18 protein-coding genes and 2 tRNA genes are annotated in these 18,623 nt (G+C 60.7%); 6 read left to right on the plus strand and 14 right to left on the minus strand.

What is annotated here, in order from left to right; genetic code table 11:
* Nucleotides 1-168: 168 nt before the first annotated feature.
* Nucleotides 169-263: transfer RNA gene (locus tag AC559A_RS12680), tRNA-Ser, on the plus strand.
* Between the two features lie 303 nt (nt 264-566).
* Here the strand turns inward: AC559A_RS12680 and AC559A_RS12685 are convergent.
* From AC559A_RS12685 to AC559A_RS12740, 12 genes are all read right to left on the minus strand, one after another.
* Nucleotides 567-3,623, minus strand: coding sequence for an efflux RND transporter permease subunit (locus AC559A_RS12685; protein ID WP_498818196.1), 3,057 nt, complete (start codon nt 3,621-3,623; stop codon nt 567-569).
* Nucleotides 3,624-3,662: 39 nt separating this feature from the next.
* Nucleotides 3,663-4,769 carry an efflux RND transporter periplasmic adaptor subunit gene (locus AC559A_RS12690; protein ID WP_498818197.1) on the minus strand — a complete coding sequence of 369 codons (1,107 nt, stop codon included), beginning with the start codon at nt 4,767-4,769 and terminating at the stop codon, nt 3,663-3,665.
* Between the two features lie 97 nt (nt 4,770-4,866).
* The gene (locus tag AC559A_RS12695; RefSeq protein WP_498818198.1) at nt 4,867-5,259 is read right to left on the minus strand and encodes a type II toxin-antitoxin system VapC family toxin; all 393 of its coding nucleotides are present in this window, start codon (nt 5,257-5,259) and stop codon (nt 4,867-4,869) included.
* Entirely contained in the window at nt 5,256-5,480 is a 225-nt protein-coding gene (locus AC559A_RS12700) for a hypothetical protein (RefSeq protein ID WP_498818199.1), read from the minus strand. The genes AC559A_RS12695 and AC559A_RS12700 overlap by 4 nt, the downstream gene beginning before the upstream one ends.
* A 40-nt stretch (nt 5,481-5,520) precedes the next feature.
* Nucleotides 5,521-6,087: a TVP38/TMEM64 family protein gene (locus AC559A_RS12705; RefSeq protein WP_498818200.1), complete on the minus strand. Its 567-nt coding sequence runs from the start codon at nt 6,085-6,087 to the stop codon at nt 5,521-5,523.
* Nucleotides 6,084-7,268, minus strand: coding sequence for an AI-2E family transporter (locus AC559A_RS12710; RefSeq protein WP_498818201.1), 1,185 nt, complete (start codon nt 7,266-7,268; stop codon nt 6,084-6,086). Before AC559A_RS12710 ends, AC559A_RS12705 begins: the two co-directional genes overlap by 4 nt.
* A gap of 73 nt (nt 7,269-7,341) precedes the next feature.
* A complete protein-coding gene (locus tag AC559A_RS12715) occupies nt 7,342-7,551 on the minus strand; it encodes a cold-shock protein (protein WP_028571366.1) in 210 nt (69 codons plus the stop codon).
* A 133-nt stretch (nt 7,552-7,684) separates the two neighbouring features.
* Nucleotides 7,685-8,629 (minus strand): adenosylcobinamide-phosphate synthase CbiB, encoded by a 945-nt coding sequence (cbiB, locus tag AC559A_RS12720; protein WP_498818202.1) that lies wholly within the window; start codon nt 8,627-8,629, stop codon nt 7,685-7,687.
* A gap of 157 nt (nt 8,630-8,786) precedes the next feature.
* A complete protein-coding gene (locus AC559A_RS12725) occupies nt 8,787-9,035 on the minus strand; it encodes a hypothetical protein (RefSeq protein WP_498818203.1) in 249 nt (82 codons plus the stop codon).
* Between the two features lie 11 nt (nt 9,036-9,046).
* On the minus strand, nt 9,047-10,732 hold the full coding sequence (gene ettA / locus AC559A_RS12730) for an energy-dependent translational throttle protein EttA (RefSeq protein WP_498818204.1): 1,686 nt from the start codon (nt 10,730-10,732) through the stop codon (nt 9,047-9,049).
* A gap of 117 nt (nt 10,733-10,849) precedes the next feature.
* Nucleotides 10,850-11,038, minus strand: a complete 189-nt coding sequence (locus AC559A_RS12735; protein ID WP_435050748.1) for a hypothetical protein — start codon at nt 11,036-11,038, stop codon at nt 10,850-10,852.
* A 17-nt stretch (nt 11,039-11,055) separates the two neighbouring features.
* Nucleotides 11,056-11,328, minus strand: a complete 273-nt coding sequence (locus AC559A_RS12740) for an HU family DNA-binding protein (protein ID WP_028571370.1) — start codon at nt 11,326-11,328, stop codon at nt 11,056-11,058.
* Between the two features lie 323 nt (nt 11,329-11,651).
* On the opposite strand from AC559A_RS12740, the gene AC559A_RS12745 reads away from it, so the two are divergent.
* Nucleotides 11,652-12,119, plus strand: coding sequence for a hypothetical protein (locus AC559A_RS12745; protein WP_498818205.1), 468 nt, complete (start codon nt 11,652-11,654; stop codon nt 12,117-12,119).
* A 27-nt stretch (nt 12,120-12,146) separates the two neighbouring features.
* On the opposite strand, the gene AC559A_RS12750 is transcribed toward AC559A_RS12745, so the two are convergent.
* Nucleotides 12,147-13,052, minus strand: coding sequence for an LOG family protein (locus tag AC559A_RS12750; RefSeq protein WP_028571372.1), 906 nt, complete (start codon nt 13,050-13,052; stop codon nt 12,147-12,149).
* 178 nt (nt 13,053-13,230) lie between these two features.
* On the opposite strand from AC559A_RS12750, the gene AC559A_RS12755 reads away from it, so the two are divergent.
* The 4 genes from AC559A_RS12755 to argH all read left to right on the plus strand — a co-directional run bounded on the left by AC559A_RS12755 (nt 13,231) and on the right by argH (nt 18,394).
* Nucleotides 13,231-14,430 (plus strand): aminopeptidase, encoded by a 1,200-nt coding sequence (locus AC559A_RS12755; RefSeq protein WP_498818206.1) that lies wholly within the window; start codon nt 13,231-13,233, stop codon nt 14,428-14,430.
* Between the two features lie 419 nt (nt 14,431-14,849).
* Complete coding sequence (gene argF / locus AC559A_RS12760) at nt 14,850-15,758, plus strand: ornithine carbamoyltransferase (RefSeq protein WP_028571374.1); 909 nt, start codon at nt 14,850-14,852, stop codon at nt 15,756-15,758.
* A gap of 33 nt (nt 15,759-15,791) precedes the next feature.
* Nucleotides 15,792-16,985 (plus strand): argininosuccinate synthase, encoded by a 1,194-nt coding sequence (locus AC559A_RS12765; RefSeq protein ID WP_498818207.1) that lies wholly within the window; start codon nt 15,792-15,794, stop codon nt 16,983-16,985.
* On the plus strand, nt 16,985-18,394 hold the full coding sequence (gene argH / locus AC559A_RS12770) for an argininosuccinate lyase (RefSeq protein WP_498818208.1): 1,410 nt from the start codon (nt 16,985-16,987) through the stop codon (nt 18,392-18,394). The genes AC559A_RS12765 and argH overlap by 1 nt, the downstream gene beginning before the upstream one ends.
* A 109-nt stretch (nt 18,395-18,503) precedes the next feature.
* Here argH and AC559A_RS12775 read toward each other — a convergent pair.
* Nucleotides 18,504-18,597, minus strand: a tRNA-Sec gene (locus AC559A_RS12775).
* Nucleotides 18,598-18,623 lie beyond the last annotated feature (26 nt).

Below are 18,623 nucleotides of genomic sequence, written 5' to 3' on the forward strand. Positions count from 1 at the left end.
GGGCCTGCCGTTAAGGTAAGATGTCCAGGAAAAACCGGTCGTGGAATGTATCCGGGGGGCGTGGTTCTGTCAAAGGCGGGCGCACTATCCGAACTGTAGGGGCGGACGCACAGGTCCGCTCCTACTTGACCCGGTCCGAAGATTTGGATAGGAGACTGTCCTCTTTGGGGAGAGGTGGCCGAGGCGGACGAAGGCGCTCGCCTGCTAAGCGAGTATAGGGGCTAAAACTTCTATCGAGGGTTCGAATCCCTCCCTCTCCGCCAAAAAAAAATACCTTTCCGCTTTTTTTCCCTCTTTTCCTTCGCTTTTCCTCCGTTTATTCGCGTGATCTCCTTTTGTTTCTCTGCCTCCACTGATTAGATTTCTGGTAACTACTCAGTACATTTTGTGTCCGCTCTTGCTCCGGCAATCGGTATCGGGGTCGGAATCGAAACAGGAAGAATTAAGAAGCATCCCAGCGTTTTCGATCCCGATCCCGATCCCGATTCCGACCCCGGCAGCAGAATCACTCTGTGCTGAGTAGTTACGATTTCTGTTCGATTCCGGACGGCTTTGCCGCTCCAGGCCTACGACTTCGCGAACCGCACCCGGAAGAACGCGGCGTAGAGCACCGGGCAGAGCACCAGGGTGAACAGGGAGGAGAAGGCCAGGCCGAAGATCAGGACGTTGGCCATGGGCCGCCACATGTCGCCGCCCAGCACGGCCAGGGGGACCAGGCCCATGATCGTGGTGACCGCGGTGAGGAAGATGGCCCGCAGCCGTTCCAGCACCGCGTTGACCACCAGTTCCTGTTCTGGCTTGCCCTCGGCCCGTTCGATGTCCATCCGGTCCAGGATCAGGATGGCGTTGTTCACGATGATCCCCACCAGACTGATCATACCCAGCATGGCCATGAACCCGAAGGGCTCCCGGGTCAGCAGCAGGCCGGCGCTGATTCCGACCATCATCGGCGGGATGGTCAGCAGGATGATCAGAAAGCGGCGAATGGAATTGAACTGCACGATGAGCACCAGGGCCAGCAGGCCCATGGCCAGAGGCACCCCGGCCATGACCGAGGCGTTGGCCTCGGTGCTTTCCTCCACCTCTCCGCCGTACTCCACGAAATAGTGATCCGGCCATTCCGGCCCCTGGACGATCCGGTCTATCCGGGCCTGGACCTCGGCCAGGACATCCTCGGCGTAGCGCCCGGAAATCTCCACCTTTACGGTCATGGTCCGGGTCTGGTCCCTGCGACGGATGTCGCTGGGCTGCCAGGTCAGCCTGGTGGAGGCCAGTTGGAGCAGAGGCACGCTTTGGCCGTCTTCAAAGGCATAGACGTTGAGCCCCTCGATGTTGCCCAGATCCTCTCGAAAGCTCTCCTGGGCCCGCAGGACCACGGGCACAAGGTTGTCGCCTTCCCGGAACTGGGTGGCCGTGAGGCCGGAGATCTGGGTTTGCAGGGACAAGGCGATGTCCTGGGTGCTCAGCCCGGCACGTTTGGCCTGCTCCTGGTTCACGTCCACGACCATTTTCTTGGTCCACTCGCCCCAGTCGTCGTAGATGGCACTGATGCCCTCGATGGGAGCGATGGCCTGGCTGATCGCGTCCCGCAGCCGGTACAGGGCGCCAATATCCGGGCCGGAGACGCGGATCTGGATCGGCGCGCCCACGGGCGGGCCCAGTTCCAGGCGACGTACCGTATGCCGGGCGTCTGGAAAGTGATCGTCCAGATAAACCCTGGTGGACCGGATCAGCGGACCGACGTCCTCCAGAGTTTTGGTGTTCACGATGACGAAGGCGTAGTTGGGATTTGGGTGTTCCGGGTTCACGGCGAGGTCCCAGCGCGGGCCGCCGTCGCCGATGAACGCGCCCAGAGAGGCCACGCCGGGTTGATCGATCAAGTGGGCTTCCAGATCGGCCAACCGGTCCGCGGTGGAGCGGATATCCGTGCCAAAGGGCTGCCAGAAGTCGATGGTGAACATTTCCCGGTCATTGGGCGGGAAGAAGATGGCCGGCACCAGGCTGAAGGCCGCGGTCCCGCCGATGGTCAGCAGCAGGGCGAAGGTCAGAAAGAGCTTCCGACGGCGCAGGCAGAACAGCAGCAGAGCCCGGAATCCCCGATACCAGAACCCGGAAAAAGGCTGGCCACCGTTTTGGCGCTCCCTTTGGCGTGGTTTCTGGAAATAGTAACTGAGCAGGGGGACCATGGTCAGAGAGAATATCCAGGACAGCAGCAGGGTCAGGCTGACCACGATGAACAGAGACGTGGTGTATTCGCCGGTCTCGGACTTGGCCATGGGGATGGGCATGAAGGCGAAGATCGTGGTCAGGGAGGAGGTTAGCAGGGGAAACCAGAGCTCGCGCACCGACCGGACGGCCGCGTTGAGGCGGTCTTCGCCCCGGTTCAAACGGACCAGAATGTTTTCGCTGACCACCACGCCGTTGGCCACCAGCAGACCCAGGGCGATGATGAACGAGGCGATGGACACTCGCTGCAGGTCCACGCCGAACACGGGCATCAGGGCGATGCAGGTCAGGATGGACATGGGGATGATCAGCCCGGCCACGATGCCGGTGCGCAGTCCCGTGAATACGAACATGGCCCCGACCACGAAGACGAAGGCCAAAAACAGGTTGACCATGAAGTCGTCAATGGCCGTGCGGACGAAATCCGGCTGGAAAAGCAGGATATCCAGATCCAGGCCCATGGGCAGGTTGGCCCGCAGCTCGGTCAATCGTTCCTGGACCCTATCCCCCAGATCCGTGATCTTGCCGCCCTGGGCCATGCTCACGGCCACGATCAGGGTGCGCTGGCCGTTGAACCGGGCCATGGGATCGGGCGGGTCCACGTAGTCCCGGGTGATGGTGGCGAAATCCCGCAGGGAAATGTTGTCGGCTCGCCCCGGCAAGCGAAAGGTGACCTGGGCCAGGTCGTCCAGAGAGGTGAATTCGCCGGTGGGCTCGATGACGATCCGTTCCGTGCCCACCAGGGCCACGCCGCTGGGCTGAATGGCGTTCTGGGCGCGGAGCAGGTGGAGCACATGGGCCGGGCTGAAGCCGAACTCGGCTAGCCGGGCATTGGAAAACTCCACGAAGATGCGCTCTTCCTGGACCCCGTGCAGCGATACCTTGCCCACGTCCTCCAGGCGCAGAAGCTGATCCCGGATATGGTCTGCGGCGTCCTTCATCTCCCGGTAGGTGTAGCCGTCTCCGGTCAGGGCGATGAGAATACCGAACACATCGCCGAACTCGTCGTTGACCATGGACGGCAGAACGCCGTCGGGCAGATCCGGGGCCGCGTCGGCCACCTTGTTGCGCAGGTTCTGCCAGATCGGGCCCAGATCCTTGAACCGCTGCTGGATGTTCACCTCAATGATGGACAGGCCGGACATGGACTGGGAGGTGATATAATCCACCTCCGCGATTTCCCGGATGCGCTCCTCCAGCTTGTCCGTGACCAGTTCTTCCACGCGCTGAGGCGATGCGCCGGGAAAGGGGGTGATCACCAGGGCGACGCGCACGGTGAATTCGGGGTCTTCCAGGCGAGGGATGCTCAGGTAGGTGCTCAGCCCGAGAAAGGCCAGGAGGGCGAAGACGACCAGGGAAGTCCGGTTGTTTTGGATGCACCAGGCGGCGATGTTCATGAGGGGGGAAGGCTGAAGGATGAAGGTTGAAGTCAGAGGTCAGGAGGCGTTTTGGGGGAGGCGGACTTTTTGGCCTTGTTCCAGGCGGTGGACGCCGCGGATGACGATGATTTCGCCGCCGAGCAGGCCGTCCAGGATTTGCAGCCCCCCGGGGAGCAGGCGGCCCGCGATGACGGGTTGGCGGTGGACGGTGCCGGAGTTGGTGCCGGAGTTTGTGTCGGATTCGGGATCCACCAGCCAGACGGCCTGTTCCCCGGAGGGCAGGCCGAAGACGGCTTCCACGGGAACCAGGGTGAAAGGCCGGGAGTTTGCGTGGGAAAAGGTGAACCGGGCCATGCCGATCATGCCGGGACGGACTTGCGGCGCGGGCTCGGCCAGACGCAGCTTGACCGGAAAGGTGCTCACCGGTCCTGGAGTGATCCCGACCTCGCTGACCGTGGCATCGTAGGGTTGGTTCGGAAGCACGTCGAAGATCACCTGGGCCGGTTCGCCTGGTTGAACCTGGTGGATCAGTTGATCCGGCAGGCCGACTTCGAACTCCAGATCGTCGTCGGTGCTGAGGACGACGATGGGCTGTCCGGAGGAAACGGTCTGATGGTTCTCCACCGGCACTTCGGAGATGGTCCCGGCCATGGGCGCGGTCAACCTGGTGTAGGAGAACTGTTGGCGGACCAGTTCCAGACTTTTGCCCATCGCGGCCAGTTGGGCCTGAGCCGTCTCAAATTCGGCCCGGACCTGATCCAGTTCGCTTTTGCTGACGCTGTCCGCTTCGAACAATGTCTGAAATCGTTCGTAATCCGCCTTGGCCCGTGTGAAGGCCGCCCGGGCCTGGACGGTCTGGGCCTCCAGTTCCATGACCTTCAGCTCAAAATCCTTTGGGTCCAGCCGGGCGATCAGCTCCCCGGCGCGGATCCGCTGGCCTATCTGGACGGGCAGTTCCCGCAGCACGCCGGAGACCTGAAAGCTGAGCGCCATGTCCCGGGAGGCCCGGGCCATGCCGGAAAAGCTTCGCACGACTTGGCTCTGTGGCGGCTCCACGACCATGGTCTTCACCGGCCGCGGTCCCGGTGCGTACACCGGTTCGGTCTCGGCGCACCCGGTGAAGAGGAGCAGGGCGCAAATCAAGAGTGGACGGAGAAAAAGCAAGGATGGATCACCTGAGTGAGGGCGTTTCGGGTTGTTTGAGGACATATTATACAGTTGATGCTGACTACATTGAGAAACTGCTCTACGGATTATCGTTCTAAACGATCAAACGACCATCAAGTTCAGGATAGCTTGGAAAAAACGCGTCCTGACTGGCAAGCATTGCGTTAAGGGACAACGCCGTAGCAATGATCAGACGATCCGCCGGATCTTTGTGGATATCACTCAACATCACGGACTTTCTGGCAATTGAGCAGTCTACAGGTACATTCTCGATTCCGGAGTTGGTTAGAGCCTCTTTCATCCACTCATCTGTGGGCAAGGGCAGTTCAAGCCTTCCTCGTTTGACGAGGAGGGAAATCTCAAAACAGGAGATTGAAGATACGGCAAGACGAGCATGGGTTGTCATGGCATGTAGAATTCCAGGGGGGAGTCCGCTCTCTCCAAGAAGTATCCACTTTATCCAAATATGGGTGTCAAGGATGATCATTTCAATGCGTCCCAGTCATTTTCGGACAAAGGGGTCATGATGTCGCCAAGGATTTTTCCTTTGCCGGCAATCCGAGGCGATGGACGCCGCGAGCTCGGCGCGGAAACGTGTTTGGAAGACGGTAGGATGGTGACAATGACATGAGCTTGGTCAATATCCGGCTTTTCATCAATCCATCGGAGACAGTTTTTTTCGTATACAGCCTCATAGCTTTGCAACATCGTGCCATTCTCCTTGGAAATCGTTTTGAGCCTTGATTACTTAGTTTTTTGGAGAAACATGCGTCCCTTGAAACCGCTTGTAAACATCATAAGCCAGCCACAGGGCCAAGACAACCAGGATGATCTTGCCGGATAGCTGGAACCGGGTGACTTCGTAGACGGCATAGGCTTCCATGAGCAGTGCCGGGATTTTGCCCAGGGTGGAGGCCGCGGCGAAGAGGGGCAGGGAAATCCTGCCCACTGCCGCCCCCAGGGTCGCGACTACGGCCGGGGCAAAGGGCAGCAGGCGGAGCAGGAAGATGAGCTGAAAGGCTTCCCGGCCTTGGGCGTTGATCAGGGCCTTGGCTCTGGGGTAGCGGTTCAGGGCCGTCTGGGCCGAGGACCGAAATCCGGCCCGGTAGAGCAGGAAGGCCGTGACCGCGCCCAGGGACTCGCCCAGAAACGAGACAAAGGCGCCCGTCCAGAAGCCGAACAGGACGATGTTCGCCGCGGTGATGAAGAATGTGGGAAAGACGCCGCTGATGGTGGCCAGGACGTTCAGGCCGATGCTGACCAGCGCGGCGTACATGCCGTAGTGGCGCAGCAGCTCGATGAGGGATTCGGTCATGACGCGGTTTCGGCCTCAGAGGGCGACTGGTCCCGGTTCGTCGCGACGGCGAGGTATTTCTTGCGCACCAGTCGCCAGACCACCACGAAAAAGGCGGTCAGCGGGATGGCCAGGACCATGCCCAGGATGCCGCCCAGGGCCTTGCCCCAGAAAAAAATGGCGATGATGATCATCAGCGGGTGCAGCCCGGTGCCCCGGGCCATGATCCGTGGGGTGAGCAGATAGCTTTCCAGGAGTTGGACCGCGACGAAGATAGCCAGCACCAGGGCCAGGAGGAACAGTCCGCCGTCCTGTTGCAGGTAGGCCAGGGGCAGAACCGTGAGCAGGCCCAGGAGGCTGCCCAGGTAGGGAATGATGTTCAGCAGGCCGATGACGATGCCCAGCAGGGTCCCGAATTTCAGGCCGGCCAGGGTAAAGCCGACGGCCATGAGCACGCCCATGATCAGCCCGATCAGGATCTGGCCCCGAAAAAAGGCGACCATGATCCGGGCGAACTCGCCGGTCAGAAACGTGATGTCCTCCCGCAGCCAGGGCGGGATGAAGGACAGTTGTTCGTCCAGAGCGCGCAACGGGTCCTTGTCCGTGAGCAGGAAGAAGAACAGATAGACCGGGATGATCGCCGTTCCGGCGACAAGGGTGAAGGTGCGGCCCAGGAATTCTCCCAGGGTGTTTAGGGCCGGCAGGGAGGTCTGGATGATCTTTTGCAGGTGTTCAGTCCAGGATTGCAGGTGTTCGCGGAGGACTTCCGGATTCAGGGACTCCTCGGCCCAGGTCGCGGCGTCTGGGAACAGGCGGGCGATCAAACGGGACAGCTGTTCGGCGAGGACCGGAAGGTGTTCGATCAGGGAACGAACCTGGGAGAGGATTTCCGGCAGGATCAAGGCCCCCAGCAGAGCCAAGGTCAGCAGGACGATGCCGTAGAGCAGGAGAATGGCCGTGATGCGTCCGAGATGCAGGATGCGCTGGAACCAGTGGACCAGCGGCTTGAGCAGCAGGGCCAGGATCCCGGCCGCGGCCAGGGGCCAGAGCACGTCGGAAAAGTAGACCACCAGGCCTTGGAGCAGCAGGAAGACGCCGAAGAAGAACGCGCCGATCAGGTTCAGCGCCAGGACCACCAGGGCCACGCTGATCAAGCGGCGTTGCAGGGGCGTCAAAAAGTCGGAAATATCGGAACGGGACATGGCTGAAGTGGGGCCGAACCAACAAAAAAGGCCGCTGAGCAAAGCGGCCTTTTTTGCTATATGTTGCGTGAATTTAGTCGAGTTCCTGGACGTTCGAGGCTTGCAGGCCCTTGTCGCCGTCGACGATCTCGAAGGAAACCCTGGCTCCCTCCCGCAGCGTCTTGAACCCGCCGCCCTCAATGGCCGAGAAATGAACGAAGACGTCCTTGCCGTCTTCCTGACCATCCGGAGTGATGAAACCGTAGCCTTTCTGCTTGCTGAACCACTTTACAACACCTTCCATAAAAAAAAGACCTCCTTAAAGAAATACAGAGAGTTGGCCTTAGGACTGGCCTGAGCGGCGCGATGCACGCTCTTTCTTTGGTTGGCGGATACTCTCGTTTGTCCGAGGGGTCAAGTGAAAGATGGAACGTTGCTCAAAGCACGGAAAAAGCAAGCATCATGAACAGCGCCATCAGAACCAGCCCGACGCAGACTCCCAGGCCGGCGAGCAGGGTCAGTCGGAATAGGTCGTTCAGCTTTTGGTCCGTCCAGGTTTGGCCTTCCGGCCCGAGCCAGGGCTTGACCTTGGCTTGGCCGAAGTAGCGGGTCGGGCCGCCCATTCCGGCCTGGAGGGTCAGGGCTGCGGCGGCCATGGGCCAGCCCGCGTTGGGGCTTTCGGTCAGGCCCGCGGCGTGGCGCAGTTCGGGTAGGCGAACGGCGGGGTGGCCCAGCAGGCGGGCCGCTGTCGTCAAGGCCAGGGCGGTCAACCGCGCCGGGAGAAAGGCCAGGAGGTCGTCGGCCCGGGCCGCGGCCCAGCCCAATTCCCGCCAGCGCGGCGTCTTGTACCCCCACATGGAATCCATTGTGCTCACGGTCTTGTAGGCCCACAGTCCGGCGGGGCCGAAGCAGACCAGGTAGAAAAACGGGGCCGTGAAGCCATCGTTAAGGTTTTCGCTAATTGTTTCGGCCAAGGCCCGGCGGATGCCGTTTTCGTCCAGTTGCTCCACGTCCCGGCTGACCAGCCCGGAAAGAGCCGCCCTGGCGGCTTCGATATCCTGATCCTGGAGCAATCGGGCGACTCGGCGTCCTTCCTGGAGCAGTCCGCCCAGGGCCAGTCCGGCGAAGCTGAAATACAGGGCCGACAACCAGCCGAGAATGGGCAGGGAGACGATCAACTGGATCGTGAGTCCCACGCCCAAGGCCAGGCCCAGAACGCAAAGCAGTCCAGTCAGGCGCGGAGGGAGCGGAGAGGACCGGGCCAGGCGCTCCAGGCGGTCCAGTAGCCATCCGATGAGCCGTACCGGATGCGGCCAGTTCGGCGGATCCTTGAGCCAGAGATCCAGGGCCGCGGCCAGCAGAGGAATGGTCAACCAGAGCATTTATGCTTTATGAGGGCACTGAATCGGTATCGAAATCGAAATCGTGATCGAAATCGGACGTTATGTGGCGTAATCACGGGGGATGCACGGTATTTTCCGATTTCGATTTCGATTGGGATTGGCCCAGGGTATTTTGGACTCGACGCGGAAAGAAGCTTCAGTCCGGAAACAGGCTGAGCTGCACTTCCTGCTGCTTCCGAGGGGCGGGGGCCGTCTCGGAAGCAGCGGGAAGTGCTTTCGCCTTTGGTTTGCGGCGGGGAAAGGGATTCGTGCCGGAGCGGAAGGGATGCAGAAAGCAGGCCACGTCCGGGCAGAGGCGGACCTCTTTGGGGCTGCCGCCGCAGCATTCCAGGCACTTGGCCCGAATGGCCTTGAGCGGATTGCGAAGGGTGCGCTTTTTGGCCATGGCCGAAAGGATCAGCCGCGGGTGAACTTGCGGTACTTGATCCGCTTGGGAACGTCGGCGTCCTTGCCCAGGCGTCGCCGGCGATCTTCCTCGTACTCGGTGAAATTTCCGTCGAAAAAGGTCACCTGGCTGTCGCCCTCAAAGGCCATGATGTGGGTAGCGATGCGGTCCAGGAACCAGCGGTCGTGGCTGATCACCAGGACTGCTCCGGCGAAGTTCAGCAGGGCGTCTTCCAGGGCGCGCATGGTGTTCACGTCCAGGTCGTTGGTGGGCTCGTCCAGCAGTAGGACGTTGGCCCCTTCCTTGAGCATGCGGGCCAGGTGGACCCGGTTGCGCTCCCCGCCGGAGAGCAGGCCCACCTTTTTTTGCTGATCCGCGCCGGTGATGTTGAAGCGGCCCAGGTAGGCCCGTGCGTTGACGTCGCGATTGCCCAGGCGGATCAGGTCGTGGCCGTCGCTGATCATCTCGAAGACGGTTTTGTCCGCTTCCAAGTCGTCCCGCTTTTGGTCCACGTAGGCCAGCTTCACGGTCTCGCCCACGGCGATTCGGCCGGAGTCCGGCTGTTCCTGGCCGGAGATCATTCGGAACAGGGTGGTCTTACCGGCCCCGTTGGGACCGATGATCCCCACGATGGCGCCGGGAGGAATCAGAAAGTCGGCGTTGGCCAGGAGCATCCGGTCCCCGTAGGCCTTGCACAGGTCCTGGGCCTCGATCACCTTCTGACCCAGACGGGGGCCCGGCGGGATAAAGATTTCCAACTCCTTGCCCTGCTTTTCGGATTCCTGGGACAGGAGTTGCTCATAGGCTCCGATCCGGGCCTTGCTTTTGGCGTGCCGGGCCCGGGGAGACATCCTGATCCACTCCAGTTCCCGCTGCAGGGTCTTCTGGCGGTCGCTCTCGGCTTTTTCTTCCTGGCGCAGACGTTCCTTCTTCTGGTCCAGCCAGGAGGAGTAGTTGCCCTTCCAGGGGATGCCCTTGCCCCGGTCCAACTCCAGGATCCAGCCGGCCACGTTGTCCAGGAAGTAGCGATCGTGGGTTACGGCGATGATCGTCCCCGGGTACTGGTGGAGGTGATGCTCCAACCAGGCCACGGATTCGGCGTCCAGGTGGTTGGTGGGCTCATCCAGAAGCAGGATGTCCGGCTGCTGGAGCAGCAGGCGGCACAGGGCCACCCGCCGACGCTCACCGCCGGAGACGAGGTTCAACGGCATGTCCGGGGGCGGGCAGCGCAGGGCGTCCATGGCCATTTCCAGACGGCTTTCCAGTTCCCAGGCGTTCAGGGCGTCCAGCTTTTCCTGGACCGAAGCCTGTCGGGCCAGCAGGGCGTCCATGGCCTCGTCGCTCATGGGTTCCGCGAACTGGGCGTTGATTTCCTCGAATTCCTTGAGCAACCGGACGGATTCCCCGGCGCCTTCCTCCACGACCTCCAGAACCGTGCGTGGTTCATTGGCCAGTGGTTCCTGTTCCAGGTAGCCGATGGTATGCCCCGGGGCCAGGGATGTTGACCCCTGGAAATCCTGGTCCACTCCGGCCAGGATTTTCAGCAGCGTGCTCTTTCCGGAGCCGTTCATCCCCAGGACGCCGATTTTCGCCCCGTAAAAATAGGAAAGGGAAATATCCTTCAGGATCGGTTTCTTGTCGTAATACTTGCTGACCCTGTGCATGGAATAGATGATTTTTTTATCGTCAGTGCTCATGGTTTTTCCGAGGTGCCCGGAACTGGTTCTGGGCTGGTTCAATGGAGGTGGATATGAAAAAAAACCGGACACCCTCCCGAAGAGGGTGTCCGGTTTGAAGGAAAATTTATGGACAGGCTAATGACCGTGTCCGTGTCCGTCATCGTTGAGGGTGTCCTTGATGGATTTCAAGACAACGACGCCCACGCCCGTGCCGATAAGGATCAGCGCCAAGTAAAAGGCGCCCATGAAAATGGCGTGGTCGGGCATCCACCAGGGGATGTCCTGGGGCAGAAAACTTTGAATGGTTTCTCCGGGAAGCATCATTCTCTCCTGTGCAAAAGTTAGTTGACGGCGTCCTTAAGCAGTTTGCCGGGGCGAAACTTGACGACCTTGCTGGCCGGAATCTTGATTTCTTCTCCGGTCCGGGGATTGCGGCCGGTGCGCTCCTGGCGCTGCTGAACCTCAAAGGTGCCGAAGCCGGTCAAGGTCAGCTTTCCGTTGGCGGAAAGAATTTCCTCAACGGAATCAATAAAGGCATTGAGGGCGCTCTCCGCGCTCGCCTTGGTCATTCCCGCCTTGTTGGCGACTTTCGCTACCAGATCCGCCTTTGTCATAACGCTTTCTCCTTTTGCACTTAATGGTGATGGTGAGAAAAAAAACTGTCAGATTGACAGCCCTATCAACGACCTTCCTTGGACGGCCTCTAGCCCAAAGCCGCCGCCATTGCAAGAAACCAAGGGAAAAAATAGTGGAAACCACGTGTTCACCGTGGACGATTCGGTTTGCCATATATAATCCCTTTCAAGATGTCCATGGTTTTGTCCGCTCACAAACAACTTGTCACCGAACAAACGATTGCGCTACGACCGCATGAACGGACGTGTTTGTTTGAAAGGCGTGATCGACATATCCTCAACAGATACCAAGGAGCAAGAAGATGCCGCGACGGGCGCCTTTGGAAGCGGAAATGTACTCCCATCTCGGGCCTTCGCGTTTTTCAGCCCTGGGTTTTCTCGGCGAGGATGCCCGGGACTGGGAGGATATCCTGGCCGACGACGCACGAACCCTGGAAGGCTTGGGAGTGAGCAGGAAGCAGCTGGTTGAAGAGCTGCGAGAGGTTTACGAACGGGCGGTGAAGGCCGGTGGGGATCCGGTACCGGTGGGCCCGGGAAGTGTCGCGGAGTGCCTGGAGTGCCGGGGGCGGATTCCTTCGCCGTTTCCAGGCGAGGGTACCTTTCCCAAGCATCAGGTCCGGGTGGTCCGCGAGCAAGGGGCGGAATCGCTCGTCATCACCCCTTTGGCCCTGCACCTGATCGAGCGACATGGCTTTTTTCAGGGCATCGGTTCGCCCTTCCGGATCGATCCCGTCCAAGCCGTCGCGATGCTGGGGCTGGGCGGCGAGTGAACAAAGCGAACGACTTTTCCTCCGGGCTCAGCGCTTGCGTTCCAGATTGTCGAAAGCCGCGATCCGGTCCCAGGCCTCATCGGCGGTTTCCACGAACTCGAACAGCTCCAGGTCCCGGGGCGAAACGGTCCCGGCTTCCACCAGAGCCCCGAAGTTGATGACCTTGTTCCAGAATTGGGAGCCGAAGAGCAAAACCGGCATGGGGGCGATCTTTCCGGTCTGGATCAGGGTCAGGGCGTCGAACAGCTCGTCCAGGGTGCCGAATCCGCCGGGGAAAATCACCAGGGCCCTGGCCCGGATCAGAAAGTGCATTTTGCGGATGGCGAAATAGTGAAACTGGAAGCTGAGTTCCGGCGTAATATAGGGGTTGGGGGCCTGCTCATGAGGCAGGACGATGTTCAGGCCGATACTTTTGGCCTGGACTTCCGCCGCCCCGCGGTTGGCCGCCTCCATGATTCCCGGACCGCCGCCGGTGATCACCACATGGGTTTTTTTCTCCTCGCACTGGCAGTTTTCCGATATGATCCGGGAAAGCTTGCGGGCTTCCTCGTAATAGCGGCTGTGCTCCAGCGCGCTTTTGGCGGCCTGGAGTCGGGCCGTTGCGCCTTTGTCTTCGGGGCCGTCGGGCTGGTTCCCGACGGCGGCCAAGGCCTCGTCCAGCCGGGACTGGGCGGTTTCGGCGTCCAGCAGCCTGGCGCTGCCGAAAACCACCACCGTGGACTCGATCCGATTATCCCGCATCAGCATTTCGGGCTTGAGCAGTTCCAACTGGAGGCGAACCGGGCGCAGTTCATCCTGGAGAATAAAATCTTTGTCCAGAAAGGCCAAGCGATAGGCCGCGGATTCGGTCTGTGGCGTGGAAGGCTGCTGTTGGGCCCTTGCGACGTCGTTTTGTGCCGAAGGGAAAAGGGTTTCCGGGTGGCTGGCGGCCATGGACGTCCTCCTTGCTGATTGGTGGGTTGGGGGAAAGGGAACTTGTTGGCCTGTTTTTCCGGGATCGTCAATCTTGTCGCCCGAGCCTCCAGGGCGTCGCTTGCAAAATCGGCGATGACGCCCTATCCATTCCCGATTGTTACGGTTCATGAACGAAAAACAAGGAGATCATCGCAGAATGTTGACGGAAAAACACCTGGACGCCTATGCCCAGGTCATGATCTGGGCTCTGGACACGGCCAGGAGGCGAAAGCTGCGCAAGGGCAATGTCGTCCTGCTGCAATCCGATCCCGCGGCTTCGGCCCTGGCCGAGAAAATATACGCGCTGCTGCTGGGTCGCTCGCTGCAACCCGTGGTGCGCTGGAATCCCACGGTGCGCATGGAGCACGATTTCTACGCCCTGGGTGAGGACAAACAGCTCACGTTTCACCCTCCGGGGACCAAGGAGTTGTTGGGAGCCTTGCACGGCGCGATCCACCTGCGTGCACCGGAGTCTTTGACCCACCTACGCGACGTTCGTCCGGAACGGATCAGCCTGGCCACCCTGGCCCGCAGGCCGCTTCGGGACATCCTGGACGCCCGGGAACAGCGGGGTCTGTTCGGCTGGACCCTGGCCATGCTGCCCACCCAGGAGATGGCCCAGGCCGCGGGCATGGACCTGGACGCCTACTCCCGGCAAATCGCGAACGCTTGTTACCTGGACGCCGACGATGCCGTGGGCAGTTGGCGGGAAGTTTTCGACGCGGTCAGCCGGATCAAGCGCTGGCTGAACAAAATGAACCCGAAGACGCTCCGGGTGGAATCCGAAGGCATGGATCTGGAGATCTCCATCGGCGAACAACGCAAATGGGTGGGCCTGTCCGGCCACAATATCCCCAGTTTCGAGATTTTTCTTTCTCCGGACTGGCGAGGGGTTCGCGGCGTGTACGTCGCCGATCAACCGTCTTACCGCAACGGCAACCTGGTTTCCGGAGTGCGTTTGGAGTTCACGGGTGGAAGGGTGACGTCCGCCCAGGCCGAACAGGGCGAGGCATTCCTGCGTTCCCAGGTGGCCATGGACGCCGGAGCGGCCCAGGTCGGCGAGTTTTCCCTGACCGACAAGCGTTTCTCCCGCATCAACGCCTTCATGGCCAATACCTTGTTCGACGAGAACTACGGCGGCGAACACGGTAACTGCCATTTGGCCCTGGGATCGTCCTACGTGGAGTCCTTTTCCGGCAACGTCGCGGACCTGGACAAGCGCCGCAAGCGCGGCCTCGGATTCAACGAATCCGCCCTGCACTGGGATCTGGTCAACACCCACCCCAAGGTCGTCACGGCCCGGCTGCGATCGGGAAAGACTCGGGTGATCTATGAGAATGGGGAGTTTTGCTTTTAACAGTCCGTTGAAAAACTCCCAATTGCTGCGTCGCTGCAAAAAGTTCAAACTCTCACGTATGAATAAATACTCTTCGACCTTGAACTTTTTTTTGCTCCTTGCACTTGGGGTTTTTGAACGGACTGCCGGATAAGGACTTTTTCAACACTCAGTTAAGGACTTCCTTGTCTTATGGACAATCGAGGCGACTTTTTTCGTGTCGATTTGCCGAGCAATCACACCGCGTCTTCTCCGTTCAGGAGGCGCGGTTTTTGGTTCTTTACACCGACAATCCCCCAGGCTATGTTCATCATTTTTCTTTCCGCAAGAGTTGCTTGCGATACGTGTTCGTGGTGCGTGTTCGTGACGCGGATCGGGTCGTGGAGTTTGTTCATCTTGAATCCCCCCCGTGAGTGTTTGAGGGGGCGCGTGAGGGCGTTATGGCTCGACATTTTTTGCAGATAACCGATTTGAAACGTTCCGAGGCCTGGAACATGTTGACCAGGGCCAAGGAGATCAAGGCCTCCAATTGGCGTTCGTCCCTGCTCGACGGCAAGACGTTGATCCTGCTGTTCGAAAAGGCCTCAACCCGGACGCGGATTTCCTTTGAAGTGGCCATCCGGGCCCTGGGCGGCGACGTGCTGTTCATGACCAACAAGGAGTCCCAGCTCGGTCGGAACGAACCGTTGCGGGACACGGCCCGGGTTTTCGGACGCTACGTCCAGGGCGTGGTGGTGCGGACATTTGCCCAGGAAGTGCTCGAAGAGCTGGCTTCGGCGGGCGGGATCCCGGTGATCAACGCCCTGACCGACCTGCATCATCCCTGTCAGGTGATGAGCGACATGCTGACTGTTTTCGAGCAGACGCCGGACATCCCGAGCCTGAAGATCGCCTGGGTGGGCGATGGGAACAACATGGCCAATTCCTGGCTGCATGCGGCCATGCATTTTCCCTTTGCCCTGCATTTGGCCGTGCCTCAGGGATATGAGCCGAATCCGGAGGTTTTGCAGCAGGCCCGGGAGAACGGGGCCAACGTGGTGGTGACCAACGATCCCAGGGAGGCCGTGAGCGAGGCCCACTACGTCAACACCGACGTCTGGGCTTCCATGGGCCAAGAGGACTCGGCGGAGGAACGGCGGGAGATTTTCGCGCCCTTCCAGGTCAACTCCCGGCTTCTGGCCTTGGCCCGGCCGGACTGCAAGGTCCTGCACTGCCTGCCGGCCAAGCGCGGGGAGGAGATTACCGACGAGGTCATGGAAGGCGAGGCCTCCGTGGTCTGGGACCAGGCCGAGAATCGGCTGCATATGCAGAAGGCCTTGCTGGAATGGGTTTTTGAGGAACAGAATTAACGAAATCCACTTGAACAGGACGGGTGCTCGGCAATGAATCAAAAAATTGAAAAGGTCGTATTGGCCTACTCCGGCGGTCTGGATACGTCGGTGATTCTGAAGTGGATCAAGGAAACCTATTCCTGCGAGGTGATCGCCTTTACCGCGGATCTGGGCCAGGGAGAGGACCTTTCCGGCGTGGAGCGCCGGGCCCTGGATACCGGCGCGACCAAGGCTTATGTCGAGGATTTGCGCGAGGAGTTCGCCAGGGACTATATATTCCCGATGATGCGGGCCAACGCGGTGTACGAGGGCCGCTATCTGCTGGGAACCTCCATCGCCCGGCCCCTGATCGCCAAGCGGATGGTGGAGATCGCCCGGGCCGAGGGGGCTCAGGCCATTGCTCACGGGGCCACGGGCAAAGGCAACGACCAGGTCCGGTTCGAACTGACCGCCGCGGCCCTGGACAAAACCTTGAAAACCATCGCTCCCTGGCGGGAGTGGGATCTGCGTTCGCGCACGGACTGCGTCGAATACGCCAAAAAGCACGGCATTCCCGTGACCGTGACCAAGGACAAGCCCTATTCCTGTGACGGAAATCTTCTGCACCTCTCCTTTGAAGGCGGAGAGCTGGAAGACCCCTGGGCCGAGCCCGGACCACACACCTACCTGATGTGCGTGCCGCCGGAGCAGGCCCCGGACCAGCCGGAGATCGCGACCATCGAATTCGAGGCCGGGAATCCCGTGGCTCTTAACGGTCAGTCCATGAGTCCGGCAACGATCATGGCCGAGCTGAACGTTCTGGGCGGGCGGCACGGCATCGGTCGTCTGGACATGGTGGAAAGCCGTTTTGTGGGCATGAAGTCCCGCGGAGTCTACGAAACACCGGGCGGAACGGTCTTGCAGACCGCTCACCGCGACCTGGAGGGCCTGACCATGGACCGCGAAACCATGCGCCTGCGCGATCAGTTGATCCCGCAATACGCGGCCATGGTCTACAACGGTTTCTGGTTCGCTCCGGAGCGGGAGGCCCTGCAGGCCTTCATCGACAAGACCCAGGAACGGGTCCGAGGCACTGTGCGGCTGAAACTGTATAAAGGAGCGGTCTCTGTACTGGGTCGCAAGTCTGACGTTTCCCTGTACAATCCTGAACTGGCCACCTTCGAGCAAGACATGGTTTACGACCAGGCCGACGCGGCCGGGTTCATCCGGTTGAACGCCCTGCGACTGCGGGCCTGGAACCAGTAATGTCCGGGAAAGAATCCACAGGCAAACTCTGGGGCGGACGGTTCGAGGCAGCCACGAACCGGCTCGTGGAGCAGTATACGGCTTCGGTCGGGGCGGATCGCCGCTTGGCCTTGCAGGACATCCGGGGTTCCATGGCCCATGCCCGGATGCTGGGCAAGCAGGGTGTTTTGCGAGCCGAGGACGTGGACGCCATTCTGGACGGGTTGCGGCGGGTCGAAGCCGAGGTCGCGGCCGGGACGTTCGTTTGGAAAGACGAACTGGAAGACGTGCACATGAATATTGAAGCCCGGTTGACCGAGCTGATCGGCGAAGCCGGCAAGCGGCTGCACACCGGACGCAGCCGCAACGACCAGGTGGCCCTGGACTTCCGGCTGCATGTGGACGAGGCTCTGGAGCAATGGCAGGGTGCTCTGCATGAGCTGATCGCTGTGCTGGTCCGCCGGGCCGAAGAGCACGTCCGGACCCTGCTGCCCGGCTGCACCCATTTGCAGCCGGCCCAGCCGGTCAGTCTGGCCCAGCATCTCCTGGCCTACGCCTGGATGTGTCGCCGGGATTTCGACCGGGTCGCCGACGCCCGCCAGCGGGTCCGGGTCAGCCCCTTGGGTGCCGCGGCTCTGGCCGGGACCACCTATCCCATTGACCCGGAAATGGTCGCCCGGGAAGTGGGGTTTTCCAAAATTTTCACCAACAGCATGGACGCTGTGGCGGACCGGGACTTTGTCATGGAGTCCGTATTCTGCGCCTGCGTGATCATGGCCCACTTGTCTCGGCTCTGTGAGGAGTTGATCCTTTGGGCTAACCCGGCCTTCGGATTCGTGCGGCTGCCAGACGCGTTTGCCACGGGATCAAGCATCATGCCTCAGAAAAAGAACCCGGACGTGGCCGAGCTGATGCGCGGCAAGACCGGGCGGGTCTACGGCGATCTGACGGCCTTGTTGACTCTGGTCAAGGGCCTGCCGCTGACGTACAATCGAGACATGCAGGAAGACAAGGAGCCGTTTTTCGACGCGGACACGACCGTGTCGTCCTCATTGCGGCTGATGGCCGCGATGATGGCCGAAATGGAGTTCGTCCCCGAGCGGATGTTGGCCCTGCTGCGCAAGGGTTTTCTTAATGCCACGGAACTGGCCGACTATTTGGCGGGCAAGGGCTTGGCCTTTCGCGACGCCCACCATGTCGTCGGGCGGGCCGTGGCCTTTGCCGAGGAGCGGAGGCTGGGTCTGGAGGATCTGTCTCTGGAAGCGTTGCGGTCATTTTCCCCGCTGATCGAGGAAGACGTCTTCACGGTGCTGGATTACCACCAGGCCGTGGCCCGGCGCTCAGCGCCGGGGGGCACGGGGGAAGGGCCGGTGCGCGGGCAAGTCGCCGATCTCCGAACGTGGCTGGAGGCCGTGCGCCCATCGGTGTGATCGGTGACTGAGGGGCTACACAGAGAAGCTTTTGGTGCGAATGACGTAGAGACTGTTCGAGTGCTGGTGCGGCGAGGTGAACGCGGGAAGAGCCGGAGTGAGGGGAAAATGGCGGAAGCGTATAGGAGTCGAACCTACCGACGACCTCTCGACCGTCCACTGGATTTGAAGTCCAGGCGCCACACCGGTGACGAAACGCTTCCTCAATTCGTGCTCAATGCTTACGCAG

Origin of the sequence: Desulfonatronum zhilinae (assembly GCF_900182865.1) — a bacterium.
GTDB classification, from domain to species: Bacteria; Desulfobacterota; Desulfovibrionia; order Desulfovibrionales; family Desulfonatronaceae; genus Desulfonatronum; species Desulfonatronum lacustre.